Raw genomic sequence first — 23,880 nt, 5'->3', positions numbered from 1 at the left:
CGGGGCGAGTGCGGCCGGCCGTGACGCTTGACGAGCCGCTCATCGTGTCGTCAGTGTGCGGGCTTCGGTGCGGCGATGCCGGCCCTCCCCGGGCAGGTCCATGGCGGGAGGCCGCTCGAATGCCGGTTGTCCACGGTGTCGGCCGGCACCAAGTCCGGTGGCCGGCCAAGTGCGCCGAAACACATTGATGAGCCGGCTTGATTGCTGCATGGTGTTCTCCGAATGGGGCGTTCGCGAGCAGTTTCGGATGCCGCGGTCACGGGGACAGCGCGGTCTGCTCGCCTCTGGACAGGCTGCATGGATGGGGCGTCCGAGCCGATGTGACGCCGCCTCGCACCGGCCTCGTAACGAGCCGGTTCGGTCGGGGCGGGGAAGCCCGCTCAGATGCTGCGACGGCTCTCGGCGGCGTCGCTGTACCAGAGCTGGTCGAAGTACCAGCGGTCGAAGCCGTATGCGCGCTCGTCCGCGGAGGTGACGGCGGCCCACCGTCCGTCGGTCCAGTGGTGGACACGGTGGCCGTCGTAGCGCAGCTGGCGACCCTCGTCGCTGGAGTGCCAGTACATGTAACCCCGGTGGTCCCGCTCGCTGCGCCAGTCACGATGCCCGTCCCATAGCGAACGCCCCTCGCCGGCTTCGCCGCGCTGCTCGAAGCGGGAGTCACTGGTGCGCGACAGGCCCTGGTCGCCGCGCTCTGCCGCGACGCTGACGACAGCGCCGGAGTGAGCCTGACCGGCGGGGAGGGCCGCCGAAGCGGGGCTCCCCACGGCGACAAGGGCGCCGCCGGCAACCGTGACAGTGGCGGCTGCGGTCGCGAATCGGTGCATGAGCTGCTTCATGGTCGTGCTTCCTTTGCTCCGCCCGCTGATCGAGCGGGCGTCGAACGATTGACGCCCTCGGTGGGCCAGTGGCCGATACGACTGATCGACGTCATGCGTTGACGCTATCAGATCGTTGATGAGCATCAACGATATTCGAGGTGTGACTGTCGACTCATTGAAATAATGTGGTCCGGGTCCCGGCATGATGGCCCCCGAACCCCACCAGGGGTTCAGCTCGTTGGGCGGGGCCCTGTTCGTCAGTGAAGTCGATGTCCGCGAGGACCGGCAGCACCGTCACTGCCCCGCAGTCCCGGCTCGGAACACCAAGGGCGCAGCCCGAGGGGCAGCGAACAGGAGGGCGGCGAGCCCGGAGCCGCCGGTCCGGCGGCACAGCGCCGATCCGCTCGCGCCGCGGCGCCGGGCGCCCCCCAAGGCGTTCAGTCCCCAACGCATGGGGACTGTGACGGTCGATGTCCGCGAGCGACTCGTCCCAGGCGACGCCGTGCTCGGACCCGGCCGGAGCGGCCCCGGACTCGTGACGAACCTGCAGGTTGATCATCGCGTCATCGCTCGGAGGACCTACGGCCCACTCAATTCGGCCTCCCGCGGCGGCACATGTCCCTCCAGTCAACGCACTGGTGTCACAAAACCAGCGCCGGACCCGATGAATGCGCTCGGGGTGGCGGGTGGCCGGGGACGTGGGTGGTCCGCGGAGTGATGGCGGCAGCGTGCAGGTTCGTGTGGGATGCCGACGAGGTGCGTGAGCGGATCCGGGTGATGGCTCAGGCCGACCCGGAATGCGGGACTTCATTGCGCGCAGGCACCGGTGGTACTGACTCCGCCGGTCCCGCAGGCCGTCGTGGCCCGCTTCGAGCGGGTGCACCGCTTCGAGTTTCCTGCTTCATACCGCTCGTTCCTTACCACCCTGAGCGACGGGGGTGCCGGGCCGGCCCACGGCCTGCACACGTTCGGCAGCCAGTCCCGGTTTGACTGACAGGAGGACCTGGACCTGTGTCCGTCCCCTTCCCTCACACGGGGCCGTTTCGGCCCTCGCCCGAGGCGGTCTGTCTGCGCTGAGCACGCCCCGGGCGAGGAGGGCTTCTCGCCGTGCTGGTTCACCGGCTCGCTCGTCATCGTCGAGATCGGCTGCGGCTCCCTTTACCGCCTTGTGGTCACCGGCCCTGGCCATGGCCGCGGCGGCTGACGGGGCCGGTGTGCAAGTTCGGTGCACGTGACGGGGCACGTGCACCTGTACACGGACACGGCGCCGGGGACCGGCTGACGTGGCGACTGTGGGACCGCCTGTCGCCTCGGGGTGGCGGGTGGATCAGTGCTCGGTGCAGGGGTGGTCGCTCTTGGAGGTCCTGACCCGGGTCAGGAGGTTCCCCAGTGTCTTGAGCTCCTCGGGAGTGAAATCCGCGAACAGCTCCTGCTCCACCTCGGCGATGCCCTCCTGAGCCTCGGCCAGGACGCGGCTGCCCGCGTCGGTGATCGTGACGATGTGACGGCGCCGGTCGGCCGGGTCGCGACGGCGTTCGACGAATTGCGCGGACTCCAGGTCGTTGAGGATCCCGCACAGAACGCTCGGATCCACCTCGAGGGCCCCCGCCACGCCTCGCTGGCTCATGTTCCCCGACTTGCCGAGCAGCATCAGCGTCACAGCCTGGCGAGGCGTCAGCCCGCAGAGCGAGAAGGCGTGCTCCATACGACTGTTGGCGATGGCGCCGTGCTGGGCCAGCAGAAAGCCGAGCCGGTCGAGGGGGTCGGTTTCCAGGGTGTCGGCCACGTTCGCGTTGATGATCACACCACCCACCATATCAAAGCGGCAACTGTTATCTGTCAGGAAGCGTTGAATGCTTGAAATGATTCTACAGCAACGATGGAAGTCTGGAGGGGCAGCGCTCCAGGAGGCCGTCCGGCCTGCCGCAGTGTTGCCTGTGGCCGGCTGAGCTGCCGTCGCCTCCCCGCCGGGCAGCGCGTGCCCCTCGCTCGGTCGCCGCAGCGTCGAGCTGCACCTGTGGATGCGGGGACTGCGGCGCCCCGGCCGTCGGGGCTGCCGGCCGGCGGCTTTGCCGCACCCACCGCCCGGGTCACCGCGATCTCGACGGCCCCCCGCCCGCGCCCGGAGTACGGGAGGCCTGCAGCGCCGTTCGCCATCGGCCAGGAAGGGCCACTTGATGACGGCGCCGCCTTTGAGGCGCGTATCAGAGGCATCCCTCCACCGGGCCGACTGCGATGACGGTGACCGGGCCGGCGGCGCGCAGCGCGCACCCTCCTGCCATCGGCGGCGTCCCTGTGCCGGCGCCCGGCACGCGAGACCCGCGGCCGCGGGTCCGCCAGAGGGACGTCCGCAGTTTCCCGCGGCCCGCCACGATGACCTCTGCAGGGCGCCGCCGAAGGTGGTCAGGATCTCGTCGACCTGGAGGGGCAGCGGGGGCTCGGCCACGTGCGGGGGCGCAGTCGGCTCGGAAGCCGACAAGCCTCAAGGGGAGGGGCGTCTGCAGGCGCCAGGCGTCACCCATGGTGACCGCCTCCTCCCCGGCGATGTCGACCCACTGGCTGAAATTGCCGGCGAAGAGCTCCTCGACCAACGCGAGCCGCGTGACCGTCGACAGGCGTGCGGCGGGCTGGAGCCGTGGGCTGCCGTGCCATGGTTCCCAGCGCCACCTGAGCCCCCGTCATTCTGCGCACCCGCGGCTGCACGGGGCACTCGGCCTCCACGTGACGGCCCGGTCCCGGTGAGGGGCGTCACGCCCGGGGCTTGAGCTGCACGTTGGGCAGTTCGGGAGCCGGCAGGACGGTGGCCCACCGCTCGGGGAAGCGTCCGAACGGCCCTGCCTCCGAGTGATCGGCGGTTGCCTGCTGCTGCCACTGCGACCGGAACGTGACGATCTCCTCGTGACTGCGGCCGACGAAGTTCCACCACATGACGATGCGCTCGTTGAGCGGCTCCCCGCCCAGCAGCACCGCACGTACCGGCCGGTCCGCCGTCTCGATGGTCAGGCAGTCCTCCCCGGTGGGCAGGTACAGCAGCTGTGCGTCGGTAGCGGCGACCCCGCCGACGGTGATGTCGCCGGTGTCGAGGAGGATTCCGTACTCAAAGGCCGGGTCCACCTCCAGCCGCACCGTCGCGTTCGGGGCGATCTCAAGTTCCGCGCCCAGGAGCGGCGTGCTCGTGCGGACGGGTGAGGCCGAGCCGGCCAGGGAACCGAGGAAGACCCGTATCCGGGCCTGTCCGGCGGTGACGGGCTCGGGTGCGTAGGACTCGAAGCGGGGTGCGGTGTAACGGTCGCGCTCCGGCAGGGCGATCCACAGCTGCACGCCGTGCAGGGTGGTGGTGTCCGCAGTGGTGTGCTCGGCGTGCGCGATACCCCGGCCGGCGGTCATGAGATTCATCTCGCCGGCCCGGATCAGGGCGTGCGAGCCGATGGTGTCCCGGTGCTCGAGGGTGCCGGTGAACAGCCAGGACACCGTCTGCAGACCGGTGTGCGGGTGGCCGGGCAGGTCCATGGCCCTGGAGGCGTCAATCGTGGTGGGGCCGTAGTGGTCGGCGAAGCACCACGCTCCGATCAGCGACCGGTGGCGCTGCGGCAGCGTCCGCCGGACCGGATGGGCGCGCGGGCCCCCGAGCGGCACCATCCGTGGATGCAGCACCTCCGCCACTGCCGGTGGTGATGCAGGCGTGTCGTCCACGGCCTGCGGCCGCGTTTCCCTGGTGCTCACTGCGAGGTCCTCACGATCGTCGGTCGGCGCGCCAATGGTTCGCTCCCGGGGCCGCTCCCGCGGGGCTTACCCAACTTTCCTGCGCGGCAGTTGTTCTTCTTCCGCGGCAGTTGATCTTCTTTTGAGCAACCGGACCTGCACGTGCTCACCGCCCGTCGCGGGGTGCGGTCCGACAGCCCCGAGCCCCGCCTCAGGTCCAGGCGGCGGGCGGCGCAGCCGTGCGGGTCCCGCCGAGCGTGAGCGGGTGCCCACCTGCACGGGAAGGAGCTCGGTTGGTCATTGGCAGCCTTCTCATGTCCGGGTGACGGGCGACGTCGGATGCGCGGGCCGGGCCCCGCACCGGCGTGGCTGCGCCGGTGCGGGGCCCGGACGAGCGCCGCCCGGTGGCTTTTCGCGTCAGCTGGCGCGCAGCGGCGCGAGAGCCTTGCTCCAGGCGACGACCTGGTCCAGCGTGCCGGCGAGGGCGTCGGCCTGGACGTCGAGGGGCTTGAAGACGCTGAAGTTCTCGAAGTCGCTGAACAGCGAGAGCGCCACCTGGGAGCGGACGTCCGCCATCTGCAGCTCACCGGCGATCAGGCGCAGGTGCTCCACCGCGCGGGTGCCGCCGGTGGAGCCGTAGCTGACGAAGCCGACGGACTTGTTGGCCCACTCCGCGGCCAGGAAGTCGATGGCGTTCTTCAGCGCACCGGGCACCGAGTGGTTGTACTCGGGCGTCACGATCACGAAGCCGTCGAACGAGGCGATCTTCGCGGCCCACTCGTGGGTGTGCGGCTGGCTGTACTCACCCATCGCCGCCGGGTACGGCTCGTCCAGCAGCGGCAGCTTGTAGTCCACCAGATCGACGAGCTCGTACTCCGCGTCCGTACGGCGCGCGGCCAGCTCGTGCACCCAGCGGGCCACCGCCTCACCGTTACGTCCCGGACGCGTGCTGCCGAGGATGATGCCTATCTTCGTCATGTCTTTACGCCTTTGCGAGGTGTATACTTGCAGAGTCAAGTAAATGTCGATGCATCTACTTGCTGCGTCAAGTAGATGGGGTATCGCTTGACTTGTCAAGAAGATAGGGTGTGAGGCATGTCCCCCCAACAGCAGCCGCTGCGACCCATGGACCCAACCGAAGAGGCGTTCCTGCGGGTGCTGGGCCAGGTCATGACGGGCCTGCCACGTGCGATCGACGCGGACATGATCCGCGACGGAGGACTGCGCCTTTCCGAGTACACCCCCCTCATGCTCCTGTCCGAGGCCCCCCAACGCCGCATGCGGATGAACGAACTCTCCGACGCCTGCAACCTCACCCTCAGCGGCATGACCCGCGTCGTCAGCCGCCTCGAAAAACAAGGATTCGTCCAGCGGGTCCAGTGCACCGAAGACCTCCGCGGCTGGCACGCCGTCCTCACCGACGACGGCCTCGCCCGCCTGCAGGAAGCCTGGCCCGCCCACCTGGCCAGCGTGCGACGGCACGTGCTCGACAACCTCGCCGACCACGACCTCACCCAGCTCACGGCCGGACTCCGGCGCATCGCCAGGACGCATTGAGGCCGCAGGCGCCCCGTGGCCCGGAGTCCGCGAGCACCGAAGCGGCCCCCCGCCCTGCGGCGGCCACAACGGGCGACCGTCCCCACGCAGCGCGCCAGCGTGCCCGGCCGCGCGTGCGCGGCCGGGCAGCCCGGTACAGCTGAACGGCCTTCCGATGAGCCGGAGTCGGGTGTCGGCGACAGGCGGGACCAGGCCGGCATCGAGGCCGGCAGGCTCGCACCCGGCGCCCGGGGCAGCACCAGGCCGTCCGCTCTCCTACCGCGATCCCGCCGACCAGGCCGTCGTGGGACTCGCAGCGCACGCGTTAATGAGGAAGAACCCACAGGACGCCGTACGTCAGCCGTCGTCCGGCGGCGTCACCGAGGGTTTCGGTGACCCCGACGGGTCGACCGGCAGCGCGGCGACGGTGCGACCGGACGCCGCACGCCCGTCGCGCCATCGCTTGCCCGTCCGCGCGTTGCTGCCCACGATCCGGACCGCTGCCGCGTACCCCACCCCTTGATCCACGAGCTGAAGGTAGACCCGGCGTTCTTCCGTGAGGGCATGGATCCCCCGGTTGACCGATCGGTCACGGACCTTGAAATCCATCGCATCCCCTGAGCTGGGGTGTTGCGACGATCACTCGAACTCAAGACGTCTATGGGGCCGGCACGGACATTGACGACTGGAACAACGAGGGCATCCTGCAGAGAGATGTTCACGCGTCGTCCAACGCCACATGCTCTGGCCGACCGTCGGCTCGCCGCCGGCGGTCTGCAGCCACAGGGCTCCGGCCTCCACCATGAGGTGAAGTCCGCTACAGCAAGCGGGTGAGGGCCCTACAGGTCGAGCACGGCGCGGAGGGCCTGGCCGACACGCTCCATCGCCGCCGCGTCCACGGCGCCGAGCAGTTTTGCTCCATCGAAACGCGCAGTCCTCAACTGCTGGACGTTGACCGCGACCGCAGTGCACGGCAACGGATCATCGAGCACCACAGACATCGCGGTGTCCGGGAAGCGTCCGGAGGGGTGCAGCACGATCGCGAGGACCGCGCCGTAAGCCTGCTCCAGGCCGTCGAGCGAGACGAGTAGAACGTTCCGGCCGTCGTCCAGCGTCCAGACTTCCCCGCGCCTCACAGAGCATCGCCCTCGCCGCACAGATCGTCGCCGAGGCCGAGCTCGGCGAGGCGCTGAGCAGCGTCGAGGACGGCCTGCCGGCGCGCGGCACGCACGATGTACGCGTTGAGGGACAGGCCCGCCGCCTCCGCACCCGCGCGAATCGACGGGTCGAGATCATCGGGGATGCGGAGCGTCATCACAGCCATGCAACCAATCTAGCAACCATAAAGTGGTTGCACTTACTGGTGGCAGACTTCGATCCCCTGAGGCCTCGCTTCCCCGGCTCCGGCCGGCGCAGCGGCGCCGTGGCCGGCCTCCGCACAGCAGGCGAGCGCGGGGGACGAGATGGCAACCAACCTCCTGGGCGCTGGCGAAGCGCCAACCTCCCTGCGGGGCTGGCGCTTCGCCACGCGTCACTGGCTGTCGTACTCGTCGTGGCGGCGCCACCAGAAGCCGGTCTCGTTGCGACCGAGTGGCGCGCGGTCGAGCCACTGGTACATGCCCCACAGGACATCCAGCCCGCGCTCGTACGCCGAGTAGGTGTGGTACACGACGCCGTCTTCGAGGGCGAACGCGCTCACGCCGGGCCCTTCTCGCCTGTACGTCGGCCAGTCCGTCCCAACCTTCGCTGCGATCTCGGCGAGCATGGGACTCTCCTCGCCGGTCTCCGGCGGCCGTACGTCCATCGCGCGGAAGTTGTAGTCGACGACTCCCGACTCCCACTCCTCCTTGGTGTGTGCCACCCCGAAGTCGTGGTTGAAGTCGCTGTCGAACGCGGACGCCCAGGGGAAACTCCAGCCCATCCGCCGCTTGTACGCCTGCAGTTTCGCCAGCGGAGCCCGTGACACCGCGCAGAGCGTGACGTCGTGATTCGCGAGGTGGACGACGGAGCCGTCGAAGCCGTCCGCGATCGCCGAGCAGGAGGGGCACCCCGCCTTGTACTCCGGCCCGAACATGAAGTGATAGATGAGCAGTTGCGAGCGCCCTTCGAAGAGATCGGCCAGGGACGCTGTGCCCTTGTCGGTCTCGAAGCGGTACTCCTCGTCGATTCGAACCCAGGGCAGCTCCTGCCGCTGTCGCGCCACTGCGTCGCTACGCCGGGTCAGCTCCTTCTCGGCCTCGAGCAACTCCAGCCGAGCCGCCAGCCACTCTTCACGTGTCCCAGCCTTGGGGACGGTCATTGTCTTTCTCCTTCCTGTCTTCCTTTGGTGACAACACCTCGGCATGCCCGGCGCCACGGTGACATCTCGCCGCCATCATCGACGCCCACAGGGGGACAAAGAACGCGAACGAACCGAGCCCCGTCGCAACCCCCATGTCCATGCCGTTCATCTGCCAGGCCGCGACGACCCAGGAGGGGGCGGCGAGCCCGAGCGTCGCGGTCAGCGCGGTGTGCCGAAGTTGCATCGCGTCCTCCCTCTGCTCGGCTTGGCGGGCTGTGCTTCGGCTAGCTCGAATCCCGTTCCGCTGCCTCAGCGACGCGCTTGATGTCCGCCAGGCGCCGATCCCAGTCGGCCGCGAGCGAGGCCATCCACCGCGCCGTCGCGTCCAGCGCCGCGGGCCGCACCGCGTACCGCACCTCGCGCCCTACCCGGCTGCCGGAAACCAGCCCGGCGGCGTCCAGGACGGCGAGGTGCTTGACCACCGCCTGCCGCGAGACGGGAAGCCGTTCGGCGAGCGTCGTCGCCGTGGCCTCGCCCTGTGCGGCGAGCAGATCGAGCAGCTGTCGTCGTGTCGGGTCGGCCAGCGCGGCCAGCACGCTGTCGACCGCCGCGACGGCGCCTCGACAGTCGTCCGTCACACGGACGACTGTTCTTCGGCGCGCTTCTTGAGCGCGTCGAGCTCGAGGGGCCAACCACCGGTGTTGTCCTTCACCGCCTTGCTGCGCAGTTCCTCGGACCCGGCCAGCGCCGCGAACCCGCTCTCGACGACACGGAGCCGCGTCCCGTCACCCTCCGGGGTCAACGTGAACTCCACGAGGGTGCTGTTGTCCTCGCGCAGCTCCTCTCCGGGGAACGCACTGGCCCAGCGGTACGCCAGGTACGTCGGCGGCTCGACCTTCTCCACACGCACCGGGAAATCGCCGTACTCGGGGTTCCTCGCCACCATCGACTCGCCTTCCTCGGCCACGGTGCCGGGCAGGCTCGCCTTGTCGGCCACCCAAAACCCGGGCTGGGCAACCAGTGACCAGACCCTCTCCAGGGGTGCCTCGATCAGGGTTTCGCGTTCGATCCGGTCATCGCTCATGAGAGGACTCCTTCGCTTCCGCCATCGGATGTTGATGCGCAACTCCACAGTTGCACGCCGATCCTCCACGCGCAACCCAAGGGTTGCACTGGCCCAGGCAGGAGGGGAGCTCCGTCGGCGTTGGTCTCCGGGGGCGTATCGGCTCCATGTCCGCCGGGACTCCGCGCCTCACCAGCGGGCAACCGCCCAGGCGAGTGCATAGCCCGCGCTGTTGAGGGCGCAGTGCAGCGCGACGGGCGGGATGAGGCTGCCGGAGCGGCGGCGGAGTTCGCAGAAAAACACACCGGCGACGGCGGTGCCAAGGACCGCCAGCGTCACGGACAGGGCGACGCCGGTACGGCTGGTGCCGAAAACCGCCTCGGCGGCCGCGTTGGCGCGCGTCAGCCCGCGCGCGGGCTGCACGTGCCAGAGCCCGAAGAGCACCGAGGAGGAGGCGGTGGCCCAGGTGGTTCCCCACCGCCGCTCGACCATGGCCCACAGCACTCCCCGGAACGCGATCTCCTCGAGCAGCACGGTGCCCAGCGGTACGCGGACCAGCACGCGGAACACCAGCTGTTCCGGGGTCAGCCCCGCGGCACGTTCGTCCAGGAAGGCCTCCCGGGTGAACGGCATGGCCAGACCCAGCAGATAGACCACCAGAACGGCTCCGACCAGGACCACTCCCCAGCGCAGTCCGCGACGGGCAAAGGCGGCGCCGAGTCCCAGGTCCGCCCAGGTGAGGCCATCCCACCGAGCGATCAGCAGGAGAACGGCGGCAGTGGCGGCGCATAGGGGGACGTACCAGTCGGCCGCGAGCCGGTTGCCCCACACCTGCACAGCAGCGAGAACCGCGATGACCAGAATGATCCGCATCGTCGTACCAGGATCGCCGAAAACCGGTGGCCGTTCCTCGCACAACGCGCCGGGCAGCGGTCACAGTGCCGGACTCCGGTCAGTCTGCCTGAGTCGGAGCGCGCGGTGTGTTGTCCATCCTGGCACCGCTCCCTGCGTCGCCCACGAGGTCCACCCTCAGGGGTCGCGCCCGCCGCAGCACCGGACATCAGGAAGACCGCCGCGACGGGCAGCAGGAAGAGACGGGCAGCAGGAAGAACAGCACCAGCGGCACACCGAAGCCCCGGGCAAGCGTCCGACGGTGGAGGAGAACGAGCCGCACTGCGAGGCCGTCTTCGCCCGGCCGTAGACGTGGCAGATCAGCCGCTCCGGCGAGCACGGGGCGTCCGACCGAAGCCACGGCGAGACGTCCACCGCCAGCACCAGGTGCACGTCCGGGAACCGTGGTGGGAAACCGTGCCGCCGCGGGTCGAGTACACCCTCACCGAGCCGGGCCAAGCCCTGCGGGAGACGGTCCAGAGAATGTGCGGCTGGACCCACCAGTACCTCGGGCCCATCGAGGCCTTCCGCCTCCGCTTCGACGCCTGACGGGTCGAGCACTCGCACGCGAAGCCATCGGCCGGGCGTCAACCACTGCTGTCAGACCACGCTGAAGCCCCGCGCCGGCACGAACACCGTACGCGCCCCCGCGCGGTCTCCTCCGGGACCTCCGCACCCGGCTGCACCACGCGACGACGACACGTACTCGCCCCTGAACACGACGACGGCCTGCACAACCCCAACGGAGTCGTACAGGCCGTCGTCACGAAGACCCTCGCGGCACCAACAGCGTCCGGATCCCCGGCCGGGGCCCCCTCCCCTCAGCGCCTCCGTGAATCAGCCTATGGCCTGCTTGTTCTTCCAGCCTATGCCGTCGCTGTTGGCGACGATCTGCGTTCCCGAGCCGCTCATCACGGACCTGGACCCGGCGTAGAAGCGCACCGCGCCGTCCGCCCGCAGGGTCCAGATGTCCGGGATGTTGTCGCCGTTGACATCGGGCGTGCCCAGGAACAGCCGGATGTTGCTTCGCTGCCAGCCGCTTGCGCCGTACGTGATGTCGACGCCGTCGGGAGAGGCGGACGCGGCGGCCGAGGCAAGCGAGTCGAGGTCCACGCCACCGGCGGGGTCGGCCTTGCCGACTCGCAGGTAGAGCTTGCCCACGGTGTCGTTCCGGTAGATCAGGTCGGTGACCCCGTCTCCCGTGATGTCCATGACCGACACGATGTCCCGGTCACCCCACACGGTCGCCGCCAGCCTGACGGCCTTGTCGACGGTCGCGCCGTTGTACCCGATCAGCGCCCAGAATTCCGTGCCATTGGTCACGAAGAAGTCGGGCTTGCCATCTCCCGTGGCATCCCCGGCGGCGACGATCTGACGGTAGGTGGCCGGGTCGGGGGCACCCGCCGGCAGCAGGATCTCCTGCCGCTTGTCGATGTTGACCGCGCCGTAGCCGTCGCCCGGGTACACCCACAGCTTGCCGCCGACCCGCGCGACGAGGTCCTGGAGGCCGTCACCGCCGTACACGTCACCCAGGTGAGTGATCAGTGCGCCGTTCCAGTAGCCCGAGGGAGCGCCGACGTAAATCGGCAGATTGTCAGTGCCGTTCGGGTCCCTGGCCGGATTGCCCCGGTAGGCGCCGGACATGGAGGCCGCGATGTCGCCAGTGCCCTTCGTCAGGTCGGTGAGCTGGGCCTCCGCCGGGTACATGCGGAGCTTGCCGTTGCCGTCGACGATGAACATGTCGGGCAGGTCGTCACCGGTGAAGTCGCCCGGCTCGTCGGCCTTGTCGCGCGGCGTGACGTAGAACAGGTACTTCGCGGGATCCGACCGGTGCTCGGCTCCGTCCACCGCCCATACGTAGAGCACGTTGGGGCCCGCCAGCGGCGGCTTGACGTTGCTGAGGGTGGTCTCGGTCGAGACCGGGGCGCCGGCCGTACGGGCTACTGAGCCCTGTACCGCGCCCTGGTTGAAGCCGTATTCGAACCTCACGACGTCCGTCTGGGCCGCCTTGAAGGTGAAGGATCCGGCGGTGCCGAACTTCACCGTGCTCCAGTTGGAGTCCTCAGGGTCGTTCCAGAAGCCGTTGTCCGCCACGTCGCCGTCCGGGAACTGCGTGGACTTCACCGTCGGGGCCGTGGGCCGCGAGTTGTCGAACTTGAACCGGCACGGCACCTTGGTATGCGAATAGCCCGAGCTGGAGCCGAACTTGTCGACGGACTTGGCCCGCCAGGAGTACGTCTCGCCGTTGACCAGCTTGAGGCCGGTGCTGGTGCTGCCCGTGCTGAACGGACCTGCGTACACGCGGGCGGAACTGGTGCTGCTGCCCACGGACTTCTTGCCACCGCTGCCGAGCAGGTTCGGGCCGGTGGCTCCGAGCTTGCTGAGCCAGAGCTCGAAGTTGACCGTGGAGAGGTTGCCGTCCTTGTCCTTCGCGCTGCCCCAGAGGGTGATGGAGGACGCGCCGACGCTGATATACGGGGCTGTGGTGTCGCAGCTCAGATCCGGGTCGAGGTCCAGACTGGTGGGAGCGTCGGGCGGCCGGTTGTAGTGCAGGTCGATGTACGGGTCGTTCCCGCCGTTGGCCTGGAACTTCTTCCAGGAGTACTGGGAGCCCTCGTCGGTGGCCCGGAAGCCGAGCGTGATCGACGACCAGCCGCGGTCCATGGCCTTCTGTGCCGTGGACTTCACGTCGAAGGCGACGTAGTCGTCTCGGCAACCGGTCTTGTAGCCGTGCGCGAAGCTGTCACGGCCGATCTTGTTGCCGTCGTTCATCGACGGCGCGTTCTTCCAATTGGTCTTGGAGCTGATGGTGCCCGTGAGATGCACCGACATGCTGCGCTTGTTGCACGACCAGGAGTACGTGTTCAGCGCCCGCAGAACGGCCTTCGTGACCTTCGCACCCTTGAGGTCCGGGTCCCAGTCGATGGTGAAGAAGGAACGCGAAGTGCCCCAGGTGTCAGACTCGAAGCCGACGCGGGCCTCGGACGTGCCGCCCTTGTTGAAGTTCTTGCCGTTGTAGAAGTTCGCGTTCGGGTGCCGGCTGTACGCCGTCGTCCAGTCGTTCGTGTGCTTGCTGACCGACGGGTCGATGAAGACGGGGTAGTCCGTGCTCGGGTCGGCGAGGAACTCCTGGTCCGGGATGAGGACCCAGTTGCCGCCGTCGAGATGCGTCTCGACGAGCGTGCCGTGGGAGTCGGGCTGCGGACCGTTGAGCGAGGGCAGAGACAGCGTCGCGGCCGCTCCGGTCTGCGTGGGCTCGGGGGTCGGCTCGGCGGGCACGGGCGGGGCCGTCGACCCGGTCTCGGTCGCCGATGGGTCCGGCGCCTCGTCGGAGGCGCTGGGAAGGGCCTCCTTGAACGGATCATCGGCGTCGTCGTCGGTCATGGAGTCCGAGGGCTCGGGGGCCGCCGTTTCCGTCTCCTCCGGCTCGTCCGGGGTGGTCCCCACGGACTCGGAGGGCAGCGCCTCGGCCGGGACGGTGGCATCGCTGCCCGCCTGCCCGTCGGTCTGCGCGGGAACACCGGCGCTGTCCCACATCAGCGGGGTCGGCGACTCTGCGATGTCCTCTCCGCCCTCGTTCTGGGCGGAGACGATGCCGGTCACCGGGTCCAGCTCGAAGCTGAGGGTGGTGGAGGACAGGCCGTACGCGAGGCGGGCCACGCGCGGATCGGCGGCGGCCGCCTTGGTCTTGACCACCAACAGCTGGGCGAACCCGTTGTCGCTGGCGGTCAGTACCAGGTCGGCACCCGGAAGTATCTCCGGGTACAGAGCGCGGGACCCGTCGATGATCGGCGTCGGAATGGCTTCGGGCCAGGTCAGGACGATGCTGTGACCGGACACGTCGATGGTGGCGAGAGTGTTCCCGGTGCCCGGGGTGATGCCTTTGCCGGGCAAGAGCGAGACCCGCCGTACCGAGCGGGAGGCCCGCTTCCCCTCACCCTTCTTCGCGCCGTCCGAGAACACCATGGCGGTATTGGTGGCCTTGGGGGACCACCCGTTGGCGACTTTCTCCAGGTCGGTGTCGATGGCCTGCCAGACGCCGTCGACTTTGGCCCGTACGGGGCTGGAGTGGATACGCCGCATGAGCGAGCCGTCCGGCTTCGCCCATGTCGTGGAGTACGCGGTCCGCACTCCTGCTGCCTCAACCGGCGCCTTGGTTCTGGCTGCCTGGAGGGCAGCCTGGGATTCGGTCAGCGGAATCCGCTGCCCGGCCTCCGGTGCCTTGGCCGAATCTGGTGCATCGCTTTGTCCGCTAAGCCCGACGTACGTCAGCCCCGAGGCCAGTACGACGGCAGTCGCAACGGCCGCGAGCGACCGGCGTCCGGGCATGCGGCGCCATCTGCTCGTCATGAACTAGGTTCCCTTCCCCCCACGGCCTGGCGCGCATACGGCGATGGCCAGACCCCTTCCCAGTGCGAGCAGATCATGGCTCACCGGACGGATCCCGTCACGTGTCGGTGATGGCCGACGGTGAGTGGCTGGTTGCTCAGGCGGCAAGCGGATGGCGGGTCCCGGTGCGGTTCGCCGCCGAGTGCCGCAGCTTTCGAGGCTTTGAGAAAGAGGCTTATCCTCGGCCAAATCCGCCTGAAGCGGCGCGAGTTTGACTGCCGATCCGCATGAATTTGACTGGTTCGCCGCGCTGGGGAGGAGATGTCGCCGGCCGTCAGATAAACCGGATTTACGGCGGGTTACACGTCGCCGAAGACTTTTATGGCGTTACATACCGTGATGGTTGTCACTTGATCCTTCTTATGCTGGTTTTACGTCAGTGAGGCTGCGCACAATCTCGCTGTTTCTGTCTGGGTCACCTGCGCCCTGCGCCAGGGCCCATTTTCAGTAGTCCGGGGGGACTCACCGTGCCACCTCTGCCATCCGTACGCCGACGCCTGCGCACATTCTTGGTGCCGACAGGTGCCGTACTGCTCGCCCTGGTCCTCCCGGCCACGGCGCTGGCCCAGCCACCCAACCCGGCCAAGGAGGAGATTCCGCGAGACGAACTCGTCCTGGAGGGCCTGCCCACCGGGCAGTTCGTTCCGGACAAGGGCGGCAACACCGGCCTGGCACGGATCGGCAGCGCGCCTCCAGTGACCCAGACCGCGCCCCCAGCCGGCACCACCACGCCGCCCGCGACAGGCACCGGCACCGTGGACTTCAACGACCCCGTCCAGCCTGCGTCGTTCAGCAACAGCGGTAACGCGACGGCGTACGCCACCGCCACTCCGGCTTCCCTGGAGCCTGCCGGCACCCTGCCGGTAAAGCTCGGTCCGGCCGCCGGAGCACCGGCCCCCACCGGCACCTGGCAGGTGACGGTCAAGGACCGCACCGACCCACTCGCCGCGGGCGTCGACGGCGCCCTGCTCACCGTGGACGCGCCGGCGTCCGGTTCGGTCCCTGTCTCCGTACAGCTTGACTACAAGGCGTACCAGAACTTCTACGGCGCCGACTGGGCCTCCCGGCTCCGCTTCGTCCAGTACCCCGAGTGCTTCCTGACCACGCCCACGGTCGAAGCGTGCCGAGCGTACGAGGAACTGGAGACGGTCAACGACACCAAGACCAAGGCGATCACGGCGACGGTCGACACGGCTGCGGACGGCACGGTCACTCCGGTGTCCGCGCCGAACGTGTCGCCGTCCGCGGCGACGGGCATCGTCCAGGCCGCCTTCGTCAAGCCCGCCGCGACGACCGCCGCCACCGGCGGCGACCGGGCGGTCATCGGCGCGGTCGACTCCGGCGCGGGTGAGGGCGGCTCCTTCAAGGCCACCCCGCTGATCTCCAACGGTCAGTGGGCCGCGGGCAGCTCCTCGGGCGGCTTCAGCTGGTCGTACCCGATCAATGTTCCACCGACCCCGGCCGGCCCGGCGCCGAAGATCGCGCTCGGCTATAACTCCCAGGCGGTAGACGGCAAGACCGCCACCTCCGCGCCGCAGGCCTCCTGGGTCGGTGAGGGCTGGGACTACGACCCCGGCCACATCCAGCGCCGTTACCGCAGCTGCAAGGACGACACCAAGGCCGTCGACGGGAAGACGCCCAACAACACGACCAAGAAGGACGAGACCTCCGACCTGTGCTGGATCTCGTACAACGCCGTGATGTCGCTCGGCGGCAAGACGGTCGAACTCGTCCAGGAGAGCCCGGGCTCGGACACCTACCGTCCGCAGGACGACGACGGCACCCGCGTCAGGCTCAAAACGGGCGGGAGCAATCTCGACAACAACGGCGAGCACTGGGAGGTGACCACCACCGACGGCACCAAGTACCTCTACGGCCTGAACACGATCGGCGGTGGCCACGCCGACACCGACTCGGTCTTCACCGTCCCAGTGTTCGGCAACCACCCCGGCGAGCCCTGCTACGCGTCGACGTTCGCCGCCTCCCGCTGCAACAACGACACCAACAAACAGCAGGCCTGGCACTGGGGTCTGGACAAGGTCATCGACGTCCACGGAAACGTCATGATCGTCAACTGGCACCGGTCGACGAACTACTACGCCGTCAATGAGAAGACCGAGACCCCCGAGAAGTACACCCGCGGCGGCCTGCCCGACTCCATCGAGTACGGCCTGCGCGAGGAGAACCTGGGCGGCACCCCGGTCGCCAAGATCGACTTCTACCTCTCCCAGCGCTGCCTCGACGGCGGTACGGTCTGCGACTCGGCCAACTTCGACAAGACCGACGACCCGGCCGCGTACCGCCCTTGGTGGGACAGCCCCGGCAACCTCAACTGCAAGTCGGACAGCAAGCGCTGCCCGAGGTTCCCGTCCTTCTGGAACCGGCTGCGCCTCGGCAAGATCGACACGTACGGCCACCGCCCTGGCACCAGCGGCCTGCAGAAGGTGGACTCGTACGTCCTCAACCACTCCTTCCCGCGCGACTGGTACGACACCTCCCCCGGCCTGTGGCTGAACTCGATCACCCGCTACGGCTACGCCCCTGGCGCCACCGGCGGCACGCTGCTCACCAAGTCCGGTGTCAGCTTCAAGGAGTACGTGGTCGACGCGAACGACCCGCTCCGTCACCTCAAGGACCAGCAGCTCCCCAACCTCGTCCCGCGTGATGCCAATGACGCGCGCCCCGGCTTCAAGCGGCCCCGCATCGGGGTGGTCTCCACCGAACACGGCGGTGACATCGAGGTCATCTACACCGGTGGCTGCAAGGTCCAACCGAGTGCGACCCCCGAGGACAATCACGGCACCTGCTACCCCGTGCGCTGGTCCCCGGACGGCGAGGAGAAACTGCCCAAGCTCGCCTGGTTCAACAAGTACGTCGTCGCCAAAGTCATCGAGACCGACCGGATCACCGGTGTCTCGAAGCAGGTGACCACCCAGTACAAGTACTCCAACGCCGCCTGGGGCAAGAGTGACGACGAGTTCACCAAGCCGGACCTGCGCACCCACAGCGAGTGGCGCGGCTACCAGCAGGTGACCACGATCAAGGGTGCGGAGAACAAGAGCGCCAAGAGCACCGACCCCGAGACCCAGTCGTACGGAGTCACCCGCTACTTCCGCGGCGCGGGCGGCACAGTCAAGGACTCCGCAGGCAAGGTCACCCTCGTCGCCGACGACCAGGACCAGTACGCCGGCATGGTCGCCGAGAAGATCACGTACAGCGGTTCCGGCGGACGGATCCTGAACCGCACCCTCACCAAGCCCTGGTCGGTCCAGACTGCGTCGCGCGCTCGTGACGGCGGCGCGGGAGCGCTGCTCGCGCACCGCTCCGGTACCAAGCAGATCGACACGATCCAGACGGTCGGCAGCAGCTGGCAGTCGGTGCGCACGGAGACCGAGGTCGACTCGGCCTACGGCCTCCCCATCCAGACGCAGACCGCCGTGGTCAAGCCGAACGGCACCGGCGAGACGCTCAGCGACTACAACTGCACCAAGACCGAGTACGCGCACAACCCCGCGGCCGGGCTCATCGGCCTGACCGAGGCCGTGCGCACCGTGGCCACGTCGTGCGCCAACTACGCCTCGGCCGACCCCGCGACTCAGTTGATCAGCGCCACCCGTAACTCGTACGACGGCCTGGCGTACGGTGCCACCCCCGTGAAGGGCCTGGCGACCGCCACCTACGACACCAACGGCGAGGGCACCTCGCACGCCGTCGTCACCACCATGCAGTACGACACCCTGGGCCGGATCCGCAAGGTCACCAAGCCGCTGGTCGGCACGACCGAGACCCAGTACACCCCGGGTGACACCGGTGGTCCGGTCACCTCGATCAAGACGATCAACCCTAAGGGCCACTCGAACACGACCACGTTCGACCCGGCGCGTGGCCTTCCGGTCACGGTGACCGACCCCAACGGGCGTGTGGCGCGCAACGAGTACGACGCCTTCGGCCGCCTGGTCAAGGGATGGTCTCCTGCCCGCTCCTCCGGTACGCAGACGGCGGACGTGGTGATCACGTACCAGATGGCCAACGCGTCCTCGACCGTCAACAAGCCCTCGGCCGTCACCACGCAGACCATCAAGGACGACGGGACCTACGCCAAGCAGGTCACGATCTACGACGGCCTGATGCGGCCGGTGCAGACACAGTCCGAGGCCCACGGCGCTGGCCGGATCGTGGCCGACACCAAGTACAACGACCACGGCAAGGCGTGGGAGCAGACCAGCGGCTACCTGGCCAAGGGCGACCCCACGACCACGCTCTTCAAGCGCAAGTCGGACAGCCTTGTACCCATGCTGAGCAGGACGTTCTTCGACGGCCTGGAACGTCCGGTGCGCGTTGCGACTTACCACGGCATGACGTTCCTGAACAACGCCACGACGGCGTACGGCGATACGACGACGTACGTCCGGCCGGCGGGTGTCAGCGACCCTGCCACCAAGACGTACACCGACGCGCTCGGCCGGATCTCGAAGATCCTGCACTACACGGACACAAGCTCGACGAAGTACCGCACGACGTCGTACGAGTACGACGAGCGCGGCAACCGCAAGAAGGTGACCGATCCGGCGGGCAACGTCTGGTCGACCACCTACGACGCCCGGCGCCGGGTCGTCTCGAGCGTCGACCCCGACACCGGTACCACGTCGACGACCTACGACGCCGCAGACCGGCCCGTCACCGTCACCGACACCCGCAGCACCGTCTTCACCTCGTACGACGAGTTGAGTCGCGTCACCGCCGTCCGTGAGGGCTCCGCCACGGCGGCCCCCACCAAGTCGTACACGTACGACACTCTGCCGGGAGCGCTGGGCCTGGCCGTCTCCTCGACCCGGCACGACGCAAGCGGCGACTACATCAACCGCATCACCGGCTATGACATCGGCTACCGGCCGACCGGCAACACGACGGTCATCCCGGCGAACAGCATGACGGCAGGGGTCTCGGGTACGTACGCGTACTCGTACACGTACACGCCCACCGGCAAGCCGCTGACGGCCACCCTCCCCGCGAAGGGCGGACTTGCGGCGGAGAAAGTCGTCAGCCGCTACAACGAGGACGGTCTGCCCGAGTCCACCTCGGGTGCCACCTGGTACACGGCCGACGTCACCTACTCGCCGTACAGCGAGCCGATGCGTACGGTCAGCGGCCCGCAGCCTTACCGGGTGTGGACCACCAACTTCCTGCACAACAACACCGGTCAGCTGCAGCGCACGGTCGTTGACCGGGAGACCGCGAGCTCCCACCGTGTCAGCGACGCCCGCTACTCCTACGACTACGCGGGCAAGATCACCTCGATCGGCCACAAGCTGACCGACGGTGCCACGGCCACCAACGACAACCAGTGCTTCACCTATGACGCGATGGGCCAGCTCGTCCACGCGTGGACGTCGAACCTCGCGAACTCGTCGGGCGGCGCTTCCTGCCAGGCCCCCGGCGGCTGGTCGTGGGGCTACCGCTCCGACGGGAAGGCCGCGCGTGGCCCGGTTGCCGAGGCGGCGGACACGGTGAGTGACACGACCACCCCGGACACCGTGTACAGCGACTCGCTGAAGAATGCGGGCCCGGTGGCCGGTACGGTCTCCGGCGGCACGACCGGCTACTGGGACAGCTACTCCTACGACGTCATCGGCAACCGCACCGGGCTGACCATCCACAGTCCGGCGGACCCGACGAAGGACGAGACGCGCACGTACGGCTACGGCATCCCGAGCCCGGGCCCCCAGCCGCCGGTCGAGACCAAGCCGCACGCGATGGCGTACGTGAGTTCCACCGTGAGCGCCAACGGCAGCACGTACAAGTACGACGCCGCGGGCAACACGAATGTCCGTGACCTGCCGAACACCACGCAGTCGCTGACCTGGACGCGGGAGAACAAGCTCGCCACGATGACCGCCGACGGCGTCACGACGAAGTACGTCTACGACGCCGCGGGCAACCGCCTGCTGGAGAACTCGCCCTCGGGCAGCACTCTCTACCTGGGTGAGACCGAGCTGACGACGTCGGCGACGGGCACAATCACCAAGGCCACGCGCTCGTACTCGCACACGGGCGCACCGACTGTGCTGCGCACCGCGACGAATGGTGCGACCACCGGCCACAAGCTCGACGTCATGGTCAGCGACCACCTCGGCACGGCGAACACCGTGATCGGCTTGGCCGCAGGCCAGCCGATCGCCCGCCGCGCCTTCAAGCCCTACGGCGAGATCCGCGGCACCAAGACGGCCTGGCCGAACAAGCGCACCTACCTCGGCGTCGGCATCGACGACGCTTCGGGCTTGACTCACATCGGAGCCCGCGAGTACGACCAGGCGGCAGGCCGCTTCACCTCTGTGGACCCGGTGATCGACTTCGCCAGCCCCCTCCAGATGAACGGCTACACGTACAGCAACAACAGTCCGATCAGCTCGTCAGACCCGTCCGGCCTGTTCTGTGACGGCTGCAGCGCGGGTGGGGCCGACACGGTCTGGACCGCGGACCACGGCCCGGGCTGCACGACGGAGGGCTGCTACGACCAGGACGGGGACTACCTGTACGACGTCTACACCCCGCCGCCGCCGAAGGAACAGAAGCCTGCCAAGAACATCAACATCACCAAGGACGGCGACGGCGTCGTGTGGATCCAGGGGATGAGAGTCCCCACGTCCGCTGAACTCATGGCGCGCTTCCCCTCTCTGAAGACGGAGGAGGAACGCATGCGGCAGTGGGCCCAGCAGAAGTGCTACGACACCGACGCCCAGGCCGGCTCGTTCTGCCAGGCCGCCGAGGGCATGGGCCTCGTCTCCTACGAACAGTCCGCGTCCCAGAAGTTCGTCACCGCGATCATCGTCGGCGTCGTCAGCCCGGATGTAGAGGCATGGAAGGGCTGCTTCAGCGGCGGAGAGGCGGCAGCGTGCGGTTCGGCTGCGCTCGACCTGCCGTTCGGCAAAATCGCCAAGGGCTTCAAGGTCACGTTCAATGTGGTCAAGAAGTTCGACAACCTCAAGGGCAGTAAGGGTGCCGACGAGGGCCTCGAGGCGTTGATCAGTTGCTCGACGCACAGCTTCCTTCCGGGCACGCTGGTCCTGATGGGCGACGGCACCTCCAAGCCGATCGAGGAGATCAAGGCCGGGGACGAGGTGCTGTCCACCGACCCCGAAACCGGCAAGAGCACGGTGGAGACCGTCAAGGCGCCGCTCGTCGACCGCGACGAGAAGCACCTCGTACGGGTCACCATCGACTCGGACGGCACATCCGGTACTGAAACCGCACAGATCACTGCCACCGACGGTCACCCGTTCTGGGTGCCTTCGCTCGGTGAGTGGCTCGACGCCACGAACCTGATCGCCGGGCAGAGTCTGTCCAACGGCACGGGCACGGTGCGGATCGTCGCCGTGAACCGCTACACCGAGCGCGCCACCGTGCACAACCTGACGGTGACCGGCCCGCACACCTACTATGTGGTCGCCGACGGCACGGCGGTGCTGGTCCACAACAGCAACCCGTGCAGGTATCTGTCCCGGCCGAACGCCATCGCGCAGGCGATGGGGTATTCCGCCAAGGAGATCAAGGAAGCCATCCACCAGGTGAAGGCGCAGGGCGGCTGGCGCGGTATCGGCGGGAACCGGAATCCCGACATGCTCGTCAACCCGGAGAGCGGGGACGTCATGCCGCAGATGCCGAACGGCGAGCCGGGCGACGTGATCGGCAACCTCTTCGACTACCTTAAGGAAAAGGACTGATGGAGGAGCTGGAGGACCGCTGGATCCTCGGTCTGCGGGGGATCGCCGTGGCTGCCGTCTCCCGGGGCGCTGAGCGTCCTGAGCTGGTGGTGAGCTTGGCCGATGGCACGGAGATCAGGGTCCTCGGCTCCTGGTTGCTCACGCAGGGGGCGACTTCCGCCCCGGGCGCAACTCCGCTCCCCTTCGAGGAACTTGAGAACGTGGTCGGTTCCGCCGTCGCGTCGGCGGTGCTCTTCAAGACAGGAAACGTGCGGGTAGTCTTCCGGACGGGACTCCACCTGACCGTTCGACCGCAGGGGCCCGGGAACGAGGCACACGTCCGAAAGGCCGGGACCTTCGAGTGGTCCTCGCGTGACGGAGTCTGCGTCATGAAGGTTCTTGGCTCCAGCGCTCCATAGAAACGGCGGCGCCCTCTCCTAGAAAACTTGGCGCTGTCGGTAAATCCGCGAGGGTCTTCGTGACGACGGCCTGTACGACTCCGTTGGGGTTGTGCAGGCCGTCGTGGCATCATCGGGCGGTGTGCACTGTCCGATGGGTGACCGCGGCTGGCCGCCCTTCGTCTGGGTCAGGGACAGGCCCTGCTCCACCGCGTCAACACTGGAGAACCACCCCACCCACCAGCGCTACAGATGGAAAGGCTCCATGTGCCCAGGTGCTGGTGGTCGATGCCACCGCTTATCAGGACGAGTTGCTCGAGATCGGCGAGAAGCTTCCGGCGGCCGAGTCGCTGCCTCCGTTCCGAGAGCAGGTCCGCGTGCGGCGAGCGACTCGGCGTATGCATTCTGGTGACGCTTTTCACGCAGCCACTGGGCATGATGGCCCAAGGCCCTTAATGAGTGCTGCGGGAGGCCCGGAGGCTCGTCACAGCGTCCCACCGATTTCACACGCCCGGCACGGGGGGCGGCCGCAGGTGCACTGCATAATCGCGTTGAGAACTTTGCGATCGTGGTAGAGACACTCGTCCTTGCAGGTGTGGCGTGGGATGAATCCTGCCGGGATCTCGCCGGGCCACGGCTCGTGGCCATCGCGGCAGCGGGCGAAGCGCTCCGGGTCGGTGGAGTGCAGTTCGTGCATGTTCGACCGCGCCTCCTCCTCCAGCTCCCGCACTCGCTCCACCAGAGCCTTGAGCTCGGCGGCGATGCCGGAGTACCGGTCGGCGCCCGTCCGCACGTGCGCAGCCCGCAGTGCCATTGTGGCGTTGCCCAGAAATCTTCCGGCATCCTGAAGGTCGGTCACGTGATGCATCTGGATGCCGGTCACGCCCCGGACCCACACGGCGTCCATGCTCACTGATCCGCCTTCCCGGCGTTCGCCTTGGTTTCTTGCGAGGGATCGCGCCTTTTCGGCGCGGGTATCTCCTCATAGTGAAGAGTCATTCTGATTGCGAACGACGCTAAGGCTCTTGGTCGCGTTCGTCCAGCACAATTCTGAGTGAGCCGACTCACATCAGACATACCGGTGCCTTGGACCGGGGCCATT

General features: G+C 68.2%; 17 protein-coding genes and 1 pseudogene. 4 read left to right on the top strand and 14 right to left on the bottom strand.

What is annotated here, in order from left to right; genetic code table 11:
- Window positions 1–380 precede the first annotated feature (380 nt).
- From AB0M62_RS27180 to AB0M62_RS27165, 4 genes are all read right to left on the bottom strand, one after another.
- Window positions 381–836 carry a hypothetical protein gene (locus tag AB0M62_RS27180; RefSeq protein WP_366076926.1) on the bottom strand — a complete coding sequence of 152 codons (456 nt, stop codon included), beginning with the start codon at window positions 834–836 and terminating at the stop codon, window positions 381–383.
- A gap of 1,309 nt (window positions 837–2,145) precedes the next feature.
- Window positions 2,146–2,622 carry a MarR family winged helix-turn-helix transcriptional regulator gene (locus tag AB0M62_RS27175; RefSeq protein ID WP_366076925.1) on the bottom strand — a complete coding sequence of 159 codons (477 nt, stop codon included), beginning with the start codon at window positions 2,620–2,622 and terminating at the stop codon, window positions 2,146–2,148.
- Between the two features lie 944 nt (window positions 2,623–3,566).
- Window positions 3,567–4,541 carry a pirin family protein gene (locus AB0M62_RS27170; RefSeq protein WP_366076924.1) on the bottom strand — a complete coding sequence of 325 codons (975 nt, stop codon included), beginning with the start codon at window positions 4,539–4,541 and terminating at the stop codon, window positions 3,567–3,569.
- A 396-nt stretch (window positions 4,542–4,937) separates the two neighbouring features.
- Window positions 4,938–5,498 (bottom strand): NAD(P)H-dependent oxidoreductase, encoded by a 561-nt coding sequence (locus AB0M62_RS27165; RefSeq protein ID WP_366076923.1) that lies wholly within the window; start codon window positions 5,496–5,498, stop codon window positions 4,938–4,940.
- Window positions 5,499–5,615: 117 nt separating this feature from the next.
- Here AB0M62_RS27165 and AB0M62_RS27160 point away from each other — a divergent pair, with 117 nt between their 5' ends.
- Complete coding sequence (locus tag AB0M62_RS27160; protein ID WP_366076922.1) at window positions 5,616–6,077, top strand: MarR family transcriptional regulator; 462 nt, start codon at window positions 5,616–5,618, stop codon at window positions 6,075–6,077.
- Between the two features lie 336 nt (window positions 6,078–6,413).
- On the opposite strand, the gene AB0M62_RS27155 is transcribed toward AB0M62_RS27160, so the two are convergent.
- The 8 genes from AB0M62_RS27155 to AB0M62_RS27120 all read right to left on the bottom strand — a co-directional run bounded on the left by AB0M62_RS27155 (window position 6,414) and on the right by AB0M62_RS27120 (window position 10,273).
- Complete coding sequence (locus AB0M62_RS27155) at window positions 6,414–6,665, bottom strand: hypothetical protein (protein WP_366076921.1); 252 nt, start codon at window positions 6,663–6,665, stop codon at window positions 6,414–6,416.
- A 230-nt stretch (window positions 6,666–6,895) separates the two neighbouring features.
- The gene (locus AB0M62_RS27150; protein ID WP_366076920.1) at window positions 6,896–7,192 is read right to left on the bottom strand and encodes a hypothetical protein; all 297 of its coding nucleotides are present in this window, start codon (window positions 7,190–7,192) and stop codon (window positions 6,896–6,898) included.
- The gene (locus AB0M62_RS27145) at window positions 7,189–7,380 is read right to left on the bottom strand and encodes a toxin-antitoxin system HicB family antitoxin (protein WP_366076919.1); all 192 of its coding nucleotides are present in this window, start codon (window positions 7,378–7,380) and stop codon (window positions 7,189–7,191) included. Before AB0M62_RS27145 ends, AB0M62_RS27150 begins: the two co-directional genes overlap by 4 nt.
- A gap of 207 nt (window positions 7,381–7,587) precedes the next feature.
- Window positions 7,588–8,355, bottom strand: a complete 768-nt coding sequence (locus AB0M62_RS27140) for a thioredoxin family protein (RefSeq protein WP_366076918.1) — start codon at window positions 8,353–8,355, stop codon at window positions 7,588–7,590.
- Window positions 8,327–8,581 carry a hypothetical protein gene (locus tag AB0M62_RS27135; RefSeq protein ID WP_366076917.1) on the bottom strand — a complete coding sequence of 85 codons (255 nt, stop codon included), beginning with the start codon at window positions 8,579–8,581 and terminating at the stop codon, window positions 8,327–8,329. Before AB0M62_RS27135 ends, AB0M62_RS27140 begins: the two co-directional genes overlap by 29 nt.
- A gap of 40 nt (window positions 8,582–8,621) precedes the next feature.
- On the bottom strand, window positions 8,622–8,975 hold the full coding sequence (locus AB0M62_RS27130; protein ID WP_366076916.1) for a metalloregulator ArsR/SmtB family transcription factor: 354 nt from the start codon (window positions 8,973–8,975) through the stop codon (window positions 8,622–8,624).
- Entirely contained in the window at window positions 8,972–9,421 is a 450-nt protein-coding gene (locus tag AB0M62_RS27125; RefSeq protein ID WP_366076915.1) for an SRPBCC domain-containing protein, read from the bottom strand. The genes AB0M62_RS27130 and AB0M62_RS27125 overlap by 4 nt, the downstream gene beginning before the upstream one ends.
- A 168-nt stretch (window positions 9,422–9,589) precedes the next feature.
- Window positions 9,590–10,273, bottom strand: a complete 684-nt coding sequence (locus tag AB0M62_RS27120; RefSeq protein ID WP_366076914.1) for a CPBP family intramembrane glutamic endopeptidase — start codon at window positions 10,271–10,273, stop codon at window positions 9,590–9,592.
- A gap of 432 nt (window positions 10,274–10,705) precedes the next feature.
- On the opposite strand from AB0M62_RS27120, the pseudogene AB0M62_RS27115 reads away from it, so the two are divergent.
- Window positions 10,706–10,840 (top strand): annotated as a pseudogene (locus AB0M62_RS27115) (winged helix-turn-helix transcriptional regulator); the annotation flags it as partial.
- 288 nt (window positions 10,841–11,128) lie between these two features.
- On the opposite strand, the gene AB0M62_RS27110 reads toward AB0M62_RS27115, so the two are convergent.
- Window positions 11,129–14,641, bottom strand: coding sequence for a DNRLRE domain-containing protein (locus AB0M62_RS27110; RefSeq protein ID WP_366076913.1), 3,513 nt, complete (start codon window positions 14,639–14,641; stop codon window positions 11,129–11,131).
- A 506-nt stretch (window positions 14,642–15,147) separates the two neighbouring features.
- On the opposite strand from AB0M62_RS27110, the gene AB0M62_RS27105 reads away from it, so the two are divergent.
- Together AB0M62_RS27105 and AB0M62_RS27100 are read left to right on the top strand one after the other, a co-directional pair.
- Window positions 15,148–22,401 carry a polymorphic toxin-type HINT domain-containing protein gene (locus AB0M62_RS27105; RefSeq protein WP_366076912.1) on the top strand — a complete coding sequence of 2,418 codons (7,254 nt, stop codon included), beginning with the start codon at window positions 15,148–15,150 and terminating at the stop codon, window positions 22,399–22,401.
- The gene (locus AB0M62_RS27100) at window positions 22,401–22,799 is read left to right on the top strand and encodes a DUF6188 family protein (RefSeq protein WP_366076911.1); all 399 of its coding nucleotides are present in this window, start codon (window positions 22,401–22,403) and stop codon (window positions 22,797–22,799) included. The genes AB0M62_RS27105 and AB0M62_RS27100 overlap by 1 nt, the downstream gene beginning before the upstream one ends.
- A 463-nt stretch (window positions 22,800–23,262) precedes the next feature.
- Here AB0M62_RS27100 and AB0M62_RS27095 read toward each other — a convergent pair whose 3' ends face one another.
- The gene (locus AB0M62_RS27095; RefSeq protein ID WP_366076963.1) at window positions 23,263–23,685 is read right to left on the bottom strand and encodes a hypothetical protein; all 423 of its coding nucleotides are present in this window, start codon (window positions 23,683–23,685) and stop codon (window positions 23,263–23,265) included.
- Window positions 23,686–23,880: the final 195 nt, after the last annotated feature.

This window comes from Streptomyces sp. NPDC051219 (genome assembly GCF_040682335.1).
GTDB lineage: Bacteria > Actinomycetota > Actinomycetes > Streptomycetales > Streptomycetaceae > Streptomyces.
Note: the sequence above shows the minus strand (reverse complement) of the source record. Positions and strands in the feature narration are given on the sequence as shown.

What these genes read in the sequence shown, in the direction of transcription:
- AB0M62_RS27180 (WP_366076926.1), bottom strand. Translation starts at nt 836, where the DNA reads ATGAAGCAGCTCATGCACCGATTCGCGACCGCAGCCGCCACTGTCACG.
- AB0M62_RS27165 (WP_366076923.1), bottom strand. Translation starts at nt 5,498, where the DNA reads ATGACGAAGATAGGCATCATCCTCGGCAGCACGCGTCCGGGACGTAAC.
- AB0M62_RS27160 (WP_366076922.1), top strand. Translation starts at nt 5,616, where the DNA reads ATGTCCCCCCAACAGCAGCCGCTGCGACCCATGGACCCAACCGAAGAG.
- AB0M62_RS27155 (WP_366076921.1), bottom strand. Translation starts at nt 6,665, where the DNA reads ATGGATTTCAAGGTCCGTGACCGATCGGTCAACCGGGGGATCCATGCC.
- AB0M62_RS27145 (WP_366076919.1), bottom strand. Translation starts at nt 7,380, where the DNA reads ATGGCTGTGATGACGCTCCGCATCCCCGATGATCTCGACCCGTCGATT.
- AB0M62_RS27140 (WP_366076918.1), bottom strand. Translation starts at nt 8,355, where the DNA reads ATGACCGTCCCCAAGGCTGGGACACGTGAAGAGTGGCTGGCGGCTCGG.
- AB0M62_RS27135 (WP_366076917.1), bottom strand. Translation starts at nt 8,581, where the DNA reads ATGCAACTTCGGCACACCGCGCTGACCGCGACGCTCGGGCTCGCCGCC.
- AB0M62_RS27125 (WP_366076915.1), bottom strand. Translation starts at nt 9,421, where the DNA reads ATGAGCGATGACCGGATCGAACGCGAAACCCTGATCGAGGCACCCCTG.
- AB0M62_RS27120 (WP_366076914.1), bottom strand. Translation starts at nt 10,273, where the DNA reads ATGCGGATCATTCTGGTCATCGCGGTTCTCGCTGCTGTGCAGGTGTGG.
- AB0M62_RS27110 (WP_366076913.1), bottom strand. Translation starts at nt 14,641, where the DNA reads ATGACGAGCAGATGGCGCCGCATGCCCGGACGCCGGTCGCTCGCGGCC.
- AB0M62_RS27100 (WP_366076911.1), top strand. Translation starts at nt 22,401, where the DNA reads ATGGAGGAGCTGGAGGACCGCTGGATCCTCGGTCTGCGGGGGATCGCC.
- AB0M62_RS27095 (WP_366076963.1), bottom strand. Translation starts at nt 23,685, where the DNA reads ATGGACGCCGTGTGGGTCCGGGGCGTGACCGGCATCCAGATGCATCAC.